We start from the raw sequence: 12,061 nt of genomic DNA on the forward strand, positions 1-12,061 counted from the left end.
CACATGAAACTGTTTCCGCTGCACATCCTCCCGAACGACACCAAGATCGACTTCATGCGCTGGCGCCATGTCGCCATGGCAGTCACCATCGTGGTGTTCCTGGCCTCGGTCGCCATCATCGGCATCAAGGGCTTCAACTACGCACTGGACTTCACCGGCGGCACCCTGATCGAAGCCCGCTTCGACAAGGCGGTGGACGTCGAGCAGGTCCGCACCAAGCTCGAGCAGAACGGCTTCGAAGGCGCGCAGGTGCAGAGCGTCGGTGGCAACACCGATCTGCTCATCCGCCTGGCGCCGCACGGCGAGCATGCGCCGGGCACCGGTGATGCCGCTGCCGAGGACAAGGCCACTGCCGCTGCCGTGGTGAAGGCACTGTCCACGGCTGACAACCAGGCCACCGTGCTGCGCAACGAGTTCGTCGGCCCGCAGATCGGCAAGGACCTGGCGATGAATGGCCTGTACGCCACCATCTTCATGCTGGCCGGCTTCCTGATCTACATCGCGGTGCGCTTCGAATGGAAGTTCGCGGTCACCGCCAGCATCGTGGCGATGTTCGACCTGATCGTGACGGTGGCTTACGTGTCCCTGCTGGGCCGTGAGTTCGACCTGACCGTGCTGGCCGGCTTGCTCTCGGTGATGGGCTTTGCGATCAACGACATCATCGTGGTCTTCGACCGCGTCCGCGAGAACTTCCGCAGCCTGCGCGTGGACTCGATGGAAGTGCTGAACCGCTCGATCAACCAGACGCTGTCGCGTACGGTGATCACCGCGGTGATGTTCTTCCTGTCCGCGCTGGCCCTGTACCTGTACGGTGGCAGCTCGATGGAAGGCCTGGCCGAGACGCACATGATCGGTGCAGTGATCGTGGTGCTGTCCTCGATCCTGGTGGCGGTGCCGATGCTGACGATCGGTTTCCTGCGCGTCAGCAAGCAGGACCTGCTGCCGAAGGCGAAGGACGTCGAGGCCTTGGCCCGTCGCCCGTAAGCGTCCCGCTGCACGCAACACGCAGAGAACCCCGCGCAAGCGGGGTTTTTTGTTGGCAGGGCTTGCAGCCCTGCACCTGCAGAGGCAACAGCAACAGCAACAGCAACAGCGGGCATTCCGTGGATTGGTGGGGCGGTGTCGGAGTGCGAGGGCGCCGCAAGTACGTCCCTGTAGGCTTGGCAGCCGCTTGCTCGTGCGCGCAGTCCTGCGCGCACGGCAAGGCCGGGGTTGGGCGTCCTGCCCAACCCGCCCGAGGCATGCCTCGGGCCCATGCGGCTGACACCCCGCACTCCGACACCGCCCCGCCTCTGACAGATCCCCACGGCTGTGGGTAGGTGTCGACCTTGGTCGACACATTTGTCAGATATCGAAACAATTCTGGGGTCAGATCCGTTTTCCTTCGAAAAACGGATCTGACCCCAAGAGCTGTTCCGACAGATCGCGGAAGACTGTCAAAGGCGGGGTGGGTCCGGTTGCGGGGGTGTCCGCGGCATGGATGCGCGGCCAAGCCCCCATGGACGGGTTAACGGCGTCCCCCGCAACCGGACCCACCCCGGCATCCCTCAGTAGCCCGGCTTTTGACGTTGCTGTTGAGGTTGCCGGCCAGCGGCCGGCACTACCGCAGGTGCAGGGTGCAACCCTGCAAAGAAACCCCACCCTACGCCAGCGTCGGTTGTGCATTCGGCCCCCGCACACTACGATCCTGCGGTTCGCGCGCACAGGCGCGCGCCCGTATTCCTGCTGAGCGCCCCGTGCGCCGCATCTGCCAACCCGAGGTATCCATGGTCATCAAACCGCGTGTCCGCGGCTTCATCTGCGTCACTACCCACCCGACTGGCTGCGAAGCCGCGGTCAAGCAGCAGATCGACTACATCCGCGCGCGTCCGCCCATCCAGAATGGTCCCAGGCGCGTGCTGGTCATCGGTGCCTCCACCGGCTACGGCCTGGCCGCACGCATTACCGCCGCGTTCGGCAGTGGCGCGGCAACGCTGGGCATCTTCTTCGAACGCCCGGGCAGTGAATCCAAGCCGGGTACCGCCGGCTGGTACAACTCGGCCGCGTTCCACAAGTACGCCGACGAAGCCGGCCTGTATGCCAAGAGCATCAACGGCGATGCCTTCTCCGATGAAGTGAAGGCCAAGACCATCCAAATGATCAAGGCCGATCTGGGCCAGGTCGACCAGGTCGTCTACAGCCTGGCGGCGCCGCGCCGCAAGCACCCCAAGACCGGCGAGATCATCAGCTCCACGCTGAAGCCGATCGGCGAGCCGATCACCCTGCGTGGCCTGGATACCGACAAGGAAATGATCACCGAGACCACTCTGCAGCCTGCCACGCCGGAAGAGATCGCCGGCACCGTTGCGGTGATGGGTGGCGAAGACTGGCAGATGTGGATCGACGCGCTGGCCGATGCCGGCGTGCTGGCCAACGGCTGCACCACCACGGCCTTCACCTACGTGGGCGAAGAGATCACCCAGGCGATTTACTGGAACGGCTCGATCGGCGCCGCCAAGAAGGACCTGGACACCAAGGTGCTGGGCCTGCGCGAGAAGCTGGCGAAAATCGGCGGCGACGCGCGCGTGTCGGTGCTGAAGGCCGTGGTGACCCAGGCCAGCTCGGCCATTCCGACCATGCCGCTGTACCTGTCGCTGCTGTTCAAGGTGATGAAGGAAAAGGGTACTCACGAAGGCTGCATCGAGCAGCTCGACGTGCTGTACGACATCCTTTACGGCGGCAGGGCCGATGGCACGGCGGTCGACCGCCTGCGCCACGATCTGGTCGATGGCGATGGCCACACCGTTGCGCTGGTCGACGAGGAAGGCCGCCTGCGTGCCGACTACAAGGAAATGGCGGCGGACGTGCAGGGCAAGGTGGTCGCGCTGTGGCCGCAGGTGACCAACGAGAACCTGTACGAAATCAGCGACCTGGCCGGTTACAAGGCCGACTTCCTGCGCCTGTTCGGTTTTGGCGTGGAGGGCGTCGACTACGAGGCCGACGTCAATCCGGACGTGAAGATCGACAACCTGGTCGACATGACCTGATCAACGAAAAGGCCGGCGAAAGCCGGCCTTCTCTTTGTGTAGAGCCGAGCCATGCTCGGCTGCTCTTCGCTTGAGTCCCGCAGCCGAGCATGGCTCGGCTCTACAGAGAGGCATCACCCAAACTCGAACCCCATCTCCGGCAACGCCGGGCCGACGAAATCGCCCTGCACGTAATCCACGCCGGCACTGAACAGCAGGGTCATCGAATTGGCGTCGCTGACGAACTCGGCGATGGTGCGGATACCGGCCTCCTGCGCGCGTGCGGTGATCTGGCTGATGCGATCGATGTTCTCGCGGGTGGCCGCCAGATCGCTGGTGAAACCGCGGTCCAGCTTGAGGAACTGCGGCTGGAAGTGGGCGAGCAGCTGGAACGAATCCAGTCCGGAACCGAACTGTTCCAGGCCGATGCGGCAGCCCAGGGGCGCCACTTCAGCAAGGAACTGCTGCGCACTGCGCAGGTGGGTGAACACCTTGGCTTCCGGCGCATGCAGCCACAGCCGTTCGCCGGGTAAACCCTGCGCCTGCAGCTCGCGGCGCAGGGTGGCGATCATCTGCGGGTCATCGAACGATTCCGGCGTGACCTTCACCAGCACCTGGGTGGCATGACCCGCACGCGCGCGTTCACCCAGCACCGCGATCGCCTGCGAGACCACCCAGCGGTTGATGTCGGCCAGCAGCCCGTGCTCTTCGGCGATGCCCAGGAACGCGGTCGGGCTCAGCAGTTCGCCATTGTGTTCCAGGCGCAGGTAGGCCTCGTAAAGCTCCAGTGGCTCGCCCTGCAGGTTCAGCACCGGCTGGTAGTGCAGCTGGAAGCCGTCGCCAGCCAGCGCCTCGCGGATGCGGGCGACCCAGCGCAGCACGCGCTCTTCCTCGACCCGGTCGGCGGCGGCCGGGTCGAAGATGCGGCAGGTGTTGCCCAGTTCGGCGGCGGCCTGCGTGCATTCGCTCGCGCGTGCCAGCACCTGGCCGATGCTGGCGATCTTCTCGCCCACCTGCACGCCACCGATGCTGACCGTTACCGTGGCCGAACGCGCGCCGATGCTGAAGACGTGTGCGGCGTAGGCTTCGCGGATGCGCTCGGCCAGCGCCACGGTCTGCGCGTAGGGCCCGGCCTGCAACACGGCGAAATTGTGTTCGCCGAAGCGGGCCAGTTGCGCGTCCGCGCCAACTACTTCGGCCAGCAGGCCGGCGAGGGCGCCGATCAGCGTATCGGCCGAGGCCAGGCCGATGTCCGGCAGCAGGCGCGCATAGTGGTCCGGCTCGATCAGCAGCAGTCCGAACTGGCCCTCGCTGCGCCCGGCCTGTGCCACTGCGCTTTCCAACTGCAGCATGAAGGTCGGTCGGTTGAGCAGGCCGGTCACCTGGTCACGCTGGCGCAGGTCCTCGACCTCGCGTGCCAACTCGGGATCGAACTCCATGCGGCGGCGGAGCACCACCTGCAGGCAGGATTCGCCCTCGTAGGTGGCGGCGGTGAATTCCATCGTCGCCGGGAACGCACTGCCATCCTGGTGGCGCGCGTCGAGCTGGTACTGCGGCGGCGGCGCTTCGCCGCGGCTGAGGCCCTTCAGCAGCTGCTTGAAGCCTTCCACGTGCTGCGCGGCAACCATGTCCAGCAGCGAGATGCCTTCGATATCGTCGAAATGCTCGTAACCGAACATCTCCAGGTAAGCGTCGTTGGCACGGATGTGCATGCCTTCATGCACGTAGGCGATGGGATCGCGCGAGGAGGCAATCAGCGCATCGCAGCGGCGCTCGGTCTCACGCATCTGCGCCTCGATGCGGCGCAGGCCACGCCGTGCCTGCAGGTCCACCCACTGGTCACGGACCACGGCCAGCAGGTGCTCGGAACGCTGGCGCAGGGCGAGGGCACGGATGCCATGGCTGCTGGCCTGTACCAGTTCGTCTTCGTCGATGCGCTCGGCCAGCAGTACCAGCGGGATGTCCTTGCCGCTGGCGGCAATATGCTGGGCCACCAGCGGCAGCGGAATGCCCTGCGAAGGCGAGGCCAGCACCAGGTCGATGGCCTGGCTGGCCAGCACCTGGGCCAGCTCGGCAGCATCCTGCGGGCGCCACGGACGCACCGCGATGCCGCTGTTGCGCAGGGTGCTGACGATGGCTTCGGCATTCTCGCCGCTGTCATCGACGATCAGCAGGCGGATGGTGATGTCGTTCGCGTTCTGCATGCACTGCTCCCCAATCTGCAAATCTAGATACACGATGCGCGCCGAACCGTCCATGCGCGCACCCCTTGCGCGCAACGAACGGCGATGTGGTTCACACCACGCCACCGGCCGCGTGGCCGCTGGCCCAGGCCCACTGGAAGTTGTAGCCGCCCAGCCAGCCGGTCACATCCAGCACCTCGCCGACGAAATGCAGGCCGGGTACGCGCTTGGATTCCATTGTCGAGGACGACACCTCGGCGGTATCCACGCCGCCCAGGGTGACTTCCGCGGTGCGGTAGCCCTCGGTGCCGCTGGCCACCAGCGGGAACGCGCCCAGCAGCTGCGCGGCCTGGCGCAGCACCGGCTCGTCCAGCTGACGCACCGGGCGGTCCGGCAGCCAGTGCTCGCACAGGCGCTGCGCCAGCCGCTTGGGCATCACGTCGCCCAGCACGGTGCGCAGCTCGGCGGCGGGCCGCTCGCGCTTCATCTGGCGCAGCCACTCGCCCGCATCCTGGCCGGGCAACAAGTCCAGCTCCAGCGCATCGCCGGGCTGCCAGAACGAGGAGATCTGCAGGATGGCCGGGCCGCTCACGCCGCGGTGGGTCAGCAGCATGAAGTTCTGGAAACTCTTTCCGTTGCAGCGCGCCTCGACCGGCAGTGCGACGCCGCTGAGGTCGGCCAGCCGCTCCTGGTGCTTGCCGCTCAGCGTCAGCGGGACCAGCCCGGCGCGGGTCGGCAGCACCTGGTGGCCGAACTGGCGGGCAATTTCGTAGCCGAAGCCGGTGGCGCCCATGCTCGGAATCGACAGGCCGCCGGTGGCAACCACCAGCGAGGCGCAATGGAACAGGCCCTGCGTGGTGTGCACGCGGAAACCATCGCTGCCGTGCTCGATGCGCTGCACGCTGCATTCGGTGCGGATCTGGGCACCGGCCGCCTGGCATTCGTCCACCAGCATCTTCACGATCTGCTTGGACGAGATGTCGCAGAACAGCTGGCCCAGTTCCTTTTCGTGATAGGCGATGCCGTGCTTGCTGACCAGCTCGATGAAGTGCCAGGGCGTGTAGCGCGCCAGCGCGGACTTGCAGAAGTGCGGGTTGGCCGACAGGAAGTTGGCCGGGGTGGTGCCGGTGTTGGTGAAATTGCAGCGGCCGCCGCCGGACATCAGGATCTTCTTGCCGACCTTGTTGGCATGGTCGATCACCTGCACCTGGCGACCGCGCTGGCCAGCCGTGATCGCGGTCATCAGCCCGGCCGCGCCGGCGCCGATGACCACCACGTCGCAGCGGATCGTGCTCATGCCTTGGCGCGCTTGCGCCAGTCCGGGATCACGTCAAGCTGCATCTGATCGTTGAGCAGCTGCACTTCACCGTCCTGGATCAGCACGCTCCAGCGCATCGCGCGCTGGATCTGCTGGCCCCACAGTTCTACGAAGGCACCGTCGAGGTCGACCACCGACAGGTTGTCGAAGCGCGCCAGACCCTTGCCCTGCTTGCCCCACCAGATCTCCGAGGCGTTGCCGCCGTAATTGATCACCTGCACTTGGCGGCTGCGGTTGCTGGCCTTGCGGATGCGCGATTCGTCCGGATGGCCCAGGTCGATCCACTGCAGGATGTCGCCGGTGTAGTCGTGTTCCCACAGGTCCGGCTCATCGTCGGTGCTCAGGCCGCGGCCGAACTCCAGGCGATCGCTGGCATTGAGAGCGAAGGCGAGCAGGCGCACCATCAATCGTTCGTCGGTCTCGGACGGGTGCTGGGCCAGGGTCAGGTTGTGGGTCGCGTAGTAGCCGCGATCCATGTCGCTGATCTGCAGTTCGGCCTTGCGGATGGTGGCGGTAAGAGCCATGGGGGATCCGTGGACTAAAGACGTCAATGATAGAGGTTTGCTCGAAGGGTGTCCGTTGCCGGGCTGTCTGCGCAGCGTCAACGGTGGCACTCTTGGCGCTCTTTCCCGTGGCCGGAATGGACGCCATGACCCTGCCCAGCCACCTGCAGCTGCCCCCCGGCCACTGGCCCAGCCTGCTCGATGGCCTGTGCGCGCGTTTCCCGCGCATCGGTCGCGCGCAATGGCAGGACCGCTTCGCCCGAGGCCGTGTGCAGGATGCGCAGGGCAGGGCACTGGCGCCGGACATGCCCTGGCAGGTGGGGCTGGAAATCCAGTACTTCCGCGAGGTTGCCGACGAGCCGGTGATTCCCTTCGCCGAGACCCTCCTGCATCTGGATGAGCACCTGCTGGTGGCCGACAAGCCGCACTTCCTGCCGGTAACGCCGGCCGGTGGGTATGTGCGCGAAACCCTGCTGTCGCGCCTGGTCGCCCGCACCGGCAACACGGATCTGGTACCACTGCACCGCCTGGACCGGCTCACGGCGGGGCTGGTGTTGTTTTCGACCCAGCCGGCGACACGCGATGCCTATCAGCGCTTGTTCCGCGAGCGCCGCATTGAAAAGACCTACGAGGCGCTGGCACCGGCGCTGCCTGGGCTGGCGTTCCCGCTGCTGCGGCACAGCCGGCTGGCGCCAGACGAGCCGTTCTTCCGCATGGCTGAAGTGCCGGGCGAGCCCAATGCGCGCAGCCGGGTCGAACTGGTCGAAGCCGAGGGGGCGATCTGGCGCTACCGGCTGCTGCCGGAAACCGGCCGCAAGCACCAGCTGCGGGTGCACATGGCGATGCTGGGTGCGCCCATCGTGGGCGACGACCTGTATCCGCAGCTCAGAGTGCGCCCGGAGGGGGCGGACGAGCCGCCCCTGCAGCTGCTGGCGCAGGGCTTGGCCTTCAATGATCCGTTGAGCGGGGAGCGACGGCGCTTCCGCAGCCAGCACCGCTTGGTGCTGCCGGGTCAGGGCGACTAGGCCCGGTCAGCGGGCCGGGCGCCGCGCCAGCCAGCGGTCCAGCTCGGCGGCGAACAGCTGCCGGTCGCGCTGGCCCAGTGGTGGCGGGCCGCCGGTCTGGACCCCGGCGCCGCGCAGTTCTTCCATGAAATTGCGCATCGACAGCCGCTCGGCCATGTTGTTCGGGGTGTACAGCTGACCGCGCGGGTTCAGCGCCACGGCCTTCTTCTCCAGCACCAGCGCGGCCAGCGGAATGTCCTGGGTGACGACCAGGTCTCCAGCGGCGACCCGTTCGACGATGGCGCTGTCGGCCACGTCCAGGCCTTGGGGGACCTGGATCGAGCGCAACCAGCGCGACGGCGGGGTGCGGATCCACTGGTTGGCAACCAGGGTCAGTTCGATCCCGACCCGTTCAGCGGCCCGGAACAGGATGTCGCGAATGACGGCGGGGCAGGCGTCCGCGTCCACCCAGATACGGGGGAGGGCCAGTTCAGCTTGGGTTTCAGCTTCAGTCATTTACCCAGTGTAGGGTAGGAAAATCCTGAATGGGGGCTCAGGGTTAGCCTCGACCGGCTGCCAACCCTTGCCACGTCTAGCGGGCGGGGCCAGCCCATGAACGCCCCGGCTATCGCTTTTTGCAGAAAACACGCGTATCGTTGGCCCCACTGTGTTTGCTAGGGTCACCGTGAATCGTGGCCTGGTGCAGTTGATCTCACGATCCGCTCATCGATCCGCTTTACCAACGCCTGCAACTCAGTCTCGGCCCCGATACCCGGTGGCTGCGATTTTTTCAACATGTGTTTCAGGAGTTAGTCAAATGTCTGATCGTCAGACCGGCACCGTCAAGTGGTTCAACGACGCCAAGGGCTTCGGCTTCATCACCCCGGAAAGCGGCCCGGACCTGTTCGTGCACTTCCGTGCCATCCAGGGCACCGGCTTCAAGACCCTGCAGGAAGGCCAGAAGGTTACCTTCATCGCCGTCCAGGGTCAGAAGGGTATGCAGGCTGACCAGGTGCAGGCGGTCTAATCCGTCTGCTGCCGTTTGGTAGCCAGAACGCCGGAAGCGAGAGCTTCCGGCGTTTTTTATTGCCCGTTGTTTTTTTGTAGAGTCGAGCCACGCTCGACTGCTCTCAAAGCCACTCGAGCATGGCTCGACTCTACAAAGGGCATGCACTGCGCGCGGTACGATGTGGGCCTCCCCAAGGATCATCCCCATGCGCATTGTCCATCACCTGGAAAACTCCCGTTCCCTGCGCGTGCTGTGGATGCTGGAGGAGCTGGGGCTGGACTACGAACTGCGCCGTTATCCCCGTGATCCGAAGACGCTGCTGGCACCGCCCGAGCTGCGCAGGGTGCATCCGCTCGGCAAGTCCCCCGTGCTGCAGGACGGTGAGCTGGTACTGGCCGAGTCCGGCGCGATCCTCGACTACCTCGCGGATCGCTATGACACCCAACGCCAGCTGTCGCCGTCCCCGACACCGGCCGATGGCGCCGAGCGCATCGCCTACCGTTACTGGCTGCACTACGCCGAAGGCTCAGCGATGCCGCCGCTGCTGTTGACCCTGGTGATGGGCCGCATCCGCAACGCGCCGATGCCGTTCTTCGCCCGCCCGATCGCGCGCAGCATCGCCGACAAGGCCGAACGCGGCTTCATTGGTCCGCAGCGGCGCCTGCACCTGGACTGGATGGAGCGCCGCTTGGCCGAGAGCCCGTGGTTCGCGGGTGATCGGTTCAGCGCAGCCGACATCCAGATGAGCTTTCCGATCCAGGCTGCGGCCGCGCGCGGCGGTGGCCTCGACGACAAGCCGGCGCTGCGCGGCTTCCTCAAGCGCATTGGCGAGCGCCCGGCCTACCAGCGCGCCGAGGCCCACGGTGGACATCTGCAGGCGCTGAGCGGCAATTGAGGCCGTCGGCCGTCGCCCCCATCTTCTACACCATGGATAACGACAGCCCCCGTTTCGACAATCGCCTGCTGAATGCCCTGCCGGGTGACCCAGAGTCCGGCCCGCGCAGGCGTGAAGTGCTGGGCGCCGCCTGGTCGCCGGTGATGCCGACGCCGGTGGAGGCGCCCACTTTGCTGGCCTGGTCGCCGGAGGTGGCGGCGATGCTCGGCTTCGATGCCGATGAAGTGGAGAGCGATGGCTTCGCCGATGTGTTCGGTGGCAATGCGCTGTACCCCGGCATGCAGCCGTGGGCGGCCAATTATGGCGGGCATCAGTTCGGCCACTGGGCGGGGCAGCTGGGTGATGGCCGCGCGATCTCGCTGGGCGAACTGGTCGCGCCCGATGGGTGTCATTGGGAGCTGCAGCTGAAGGGTGCCGGCCCCACCCCGTATTCGCGGGGCGCCGATGGCCGCGCGGTGCTGCGCTCGTCCATCCGCGAATTCCTGTGCAGCGAGGCGATGCATCACCTGGGCGTGCCGACCACGCGCGCGTTGTCGCTGGTCGGCACCGGCGAAGACGTGGTGCGTGACATGTTCTACGACGGTCATCCCCGCGCCGAACCCGGCGCCATCGTGTGCCGTGTATCGCCGTCGTTCCTGCGCTTCGGCTCATTCGAACTGCCGGCCTCGCGTGGTGAAACTGGCTTGTTGCGGCAGCTGGTCGACGCGTGCATCGCCCGCGACTTTCCGGAGCTCGAAGGGCAGGGCGAGGCGCTGTACGGTGACTGGTTCGCGCAGATCGCGGTGCGCACTGCCGAGATGATCGCGCACTGGATGCGCGTCGGCTTCGTGCATGGCGTGATGAACACCGACAACCTGTCCGTGCTAGGCCTGACGCTGGATTACGGTCCCTATGGATGGGTCGAGGACTTCGATCCGGACTGGACGCCGAACACCACCGATGCCCAAGGCCGGCGCTATCGTTTCGGCACCCAACCGCAGGTGGCGTACTGGAACCTGAGCCGACTGGCGCAGGCGTTGTCGCCATTGTTTGCCGATGTCGAACCGTTGCAAGCGGGACTGGCGGCGTACCAGTCCACGTTCGTTGCCTGCACCCGTCGCGATGCAGCGGCCAAGCTCGGCCTGGCAGCGGCGGATGATGAGGACCTGCAGCTCTACCTGCGCTGGCAGCAGCTGATGCAGGACGGCAGCATGGACATGACGCTGGCCTGGCGCGCGCTGATGCGCGTTGATCCAACGTCGCCCGATGTGGGCGTGCTTGACGCGGTGTACTACGACGAGGCGCGCCAGCAGTCGGTGCAGGCACCGCTGCAGCAGTGGTTGCAGGACTACGCGGCGCGACTGCGCGTGGATCCGCTGTCGGCCAGCGAGCGCACGGCGAAAATGGCCGCGGCCAATCCGCTGTACGTGCTACGCAACTGGCTGGCCCAGGAGGCCATCGATCGCGCCGAGCAGGGCGACCTGGGCGGTGTTCACGCATTGCAGGACGTACTGCGTGACCCGTATACCGAACGCGCCGGGCTGGAGCACTTTGCCGGCAAGCGCCCGGCGTGGGCCGACAACCGCGCCGGCTGCTCGATGCTGTCCTGCAGTTCCTGAGGGTGGGTTTCGGCAGGGCTGCGCCCTGCACCTGCAGAGGCAAGGGCCGAATCCAAAGCCAAAGCCAGAGCCAAAGCCAGAGCCAAAGCCAAAGCCAGAGCCAAAGCCAAAGCCAGAGCCAAAGCGGCTCTGGATTGTCGATGGTCTGGCGGGGCGGTGTGGGGCTGCAGGACACGCCGTAAACCCATCCTTGGGGGCTCGATGGCGCCATCCATGGCGCCAACGGTCCTGCAGCCCCACACCGCCCCACCTCCGACAGATTCCCGCTGCTGTGGGTAGGTGTCGACCTTGGTCGACACGGTCGATCCACGCCATGCGTGGATGCTTTTCGTTCAATTCTCGAAATATTCGATTTCGATGAAAGTTCATCCACGCATGGCGTGGATCTACGACAGATCGCAGGAATCTGTCGAAGGCGGGGTGGGTCCGGTTGCGGGGGCGTGAGCCGCATGGGCCCGAGGCATGCCTCGGGCGGGTTGGGCAGGACGCCCAACCCCGGTCTTGCCGTGTGCGCAGGAAAGCGCACACGAGCAAGCGGCTGCCAAG

The 12,061-nt window shown here is 66.1% G+C and carries 10 protein-coding genes; 6 read left to right on the plus strand and 4 right to left on the minus strand.

Annotated features, from left to right (window positions below):
- Positions 1 to 3 precede the first annotated feature (3 nt).
- Positions 4 to 984: a protein translocase subunit SecF gene (gene secF / locus AC5P7R_RS11750; RefSeq protein WP_021202635.1), complete on the plus strand. Its 981-nt coding sequence runs from the start codon at positions 4 to 6 to the stop codon at positions 982 to 984.
- A 782-nt stretch (positions 985 to 1,766) separates the two neighbouring features.
- Positions 1,767 to 3,026, plus strand: coding sequence for an enoyl-ACP reductase FabV (fabV, locus tag AC5P7R_RS11755; protein WP_495213863.1), 1,260 nt, complete (start codon positions 1,767 to 1,769; stop codon positions 3,024 to 3,026).
- A gap of 113 nt (positions 3,027 to 3,139) precedes the next feature.
- Here fabV and AC5P7R_RS11760 read toward each other — a convergent pair whose 3' ends face one another.
- The 3 genes from AC5P7R_RS11760 to AC5P7R_RS11770 form a co-directional block, all read right to left on the minus strand.
- Positions 3,140 to 5,209 carry an EAL domain-containing response regulator gene (locus AC5P7R_RS11760; RefSeq protein WP_111104613.1) on the minus strand — a complete coding sequence of 690 codons (2,070 nt, stop codon included), beginning with the start codon at positions 5,207 to 5,209 and terminating at the stop codon, positions 3,140 to 3,142.
- Positions 5,210 to 5,300: 91 nt separating this feature from the next.
- Positions 5,301 to 6,485: a BaiN/RdsA family NAD(P)/FAD-dependent oxidoreductase gene (locus AC5P7R_RS11765; RefSeq protein WP_019661264.1), complete on the minus strand. Its 1,185-nt coding sequence runs from the start codon at positions 6,483 to 6,485 to the stop codon at positions 5,301 to 5,303.
- Complete coding sequence (locus tag AC5P7R_RS11770; protein WP_111099176.1) at positions 6,482 to 7,030, minus strand: YaeQ family protein; 549 nt, start codon at positions 7,028 to 7,030, stop codon at positions 6,482 to 6,484. The genes AC5P7R_RS11765 and AC5P7R_RS11770 overlap by 4 nt, the downstream gene beginning before the upstream one ends.
- Positions 7,031 to 7,155: 125 nt before the next feature.
- Here AC5P7R_RS11770 and AC5P7R_RS11775 point away from each other — a divergent pair, with 125 nt between their 5' ends.
- Positions 7,156 to 8,034, plus strand: a complete 879-nt coding sequence (locus AC5P7R_RS11775; RefSeq protein ID WP_021204711.1) for a pseudouridine synthase — start codon at positions 7,156 to 7,158, stop codon at positions 8,032 to 8,034.
- Positions 8,035 to 8,040: 6 nt separating this feature from the next.
- Here the strand turns inward: AC5P7R_RS11775 and AC5P7R_RS11780 are convergent, their stop codons facing one another.
- Positions 8,041 to 8,529 (minus strand): YaiI/YqxD family protein, encoded by a 489-nt coding sequence (locus AC5P7R_RS11780; RefSeq protein WP_021204710.1) that lies wholly within the window; start codon positions 8,527 to 8,529, stop codon positions 8,041 to 8,043.
- Positions 8,530 to 8,830: 301 nt separating this feature from the next.
- Between AC5P7R_RS11780 and AC5P7R_RS11785 the strand changes: the two genes are divergently transcribed.
- The 3 genes from AC5P7R_RS11785 to AC5P7R_RS11795 all read left to right on the plus strand — a co-directional run bounded on the left by AC5P7R_RS11785 (position 8,831) and on the right by AC5P7R_RS11795 (position 11,515).
- Positions 8,831 to 9,040 (plus strand): cold-shock protein, encoded by a 210-nt coding sequence (locus AC5P7R_RS11785; RefSeq protein ID WP_004153307.1) that lies wholly within the window; start codon positions 8,831 to 8,833, stop codon positions 9,038 to 9,040.
- A gap of 187 nt (positions 9,041 to 9,227) precedes the next feature.
- Positions 9,228 to 9,917, plus strand: coding sequence for a glutathione S-transferase family protein (locus AC5P7R_RS11790; protein WP_111099177.1), 690 nt, complete (start codon positions 9,228 to 9,230; stop codon positions 9,915 to 9,917).
- Positions 9,918 to 9,949: 32 nt separating this feature from the next.
- A complete protein-coding gene (locus AC5P7R_RS11795) occupies positions 9,950 to 11,515 on the plus strand; it encodes a protein adenylyltransferase SelO (RefSeq protein WP_478436416.1) in 1,566 nt (521 codons plus the stop codon).
- Positions 11,516 to 12,061: the final 546 nt, after the last annotated feature.

This window comes from Stenotrophomonas sp. YJH_SMC_27 (genome assembly GCF_059369815.1).

Excerpts from the sequence above, each read along its gene's own strand:
- AC5P7R_RS11765 (WP_019661264.1), bottom strand. The coding sequence starts at position 6,485 with ATGAGCACGATCCGCTGCGACGTGGTGGTCATCGGCGCCGGCGCGGCC.
- AC5P7R_RS11770 (WP_111099176.1), bottom strand. The coding sequence starts at position 7,030 with ATGGCTCTTACCGCCACCATCCGCAAGGCCGAACTGCAGATCAGCGAC.
- AC5P7R_RS11790 (WP_111099177.1), top strand. The coding sequence starts at position 9,228 with ATGCGCATTGTCCATCACCTGGAAAACTCCCGTTCCCTGCGCGTGCTG.
- AC5P7R_RS11760 (WP_111104613.1), bottom strand. The coding sequence starts at position 5,209 with ATGCAGAACGCGAACGACATCACCATCCGCCTGCTGATCGTCGATGAC.
- secF (WP_021202635.1), top strand. The coding sequence starts at position 4 with ATGAAACTGTTTCCGCTGCACATCCTCCCGAACGACACCAAGATCGAC.
- AC5P7R_RS11785 (WP_004153307.1), top strand. The coding sequence starts at position 8,831 with ATGTCTGATCGTCAGACCGGCACCGTCAAGTGGTTCAACGACGCCAAG.
- fabV (WP_495213863.1), top strand. The coding sequence starts at position 1,767 with ATGGTCATCAAACCGCGTGTCCGCGGCTTCATCTGCGTCACTACCCAC.
- AC5P7R_RS11795 (WP_478436416.1), top strand. The coding sequence starts at position 9,950 with ATGGATAACGACAGCCCCCGTTTCGACAATCGCCTGCTGAATGCCCTG.
- AC5P7R_RS11775 (WP_021204711.1), top strand. The coding sequence starts at position 7,156 with ATGACCCTGCCCAGCCACCTGCAGCTGCCCCCCGGCCACTGGCCCAGC.
- AC5P7R_RS11780 (WP_021204710.1), bottom strand. The coding sequence starts at position 8,529 with ATGACTGAAGCTGAAACCCAAGCTGAACTGGCCCTCCCCCGTATCTGG.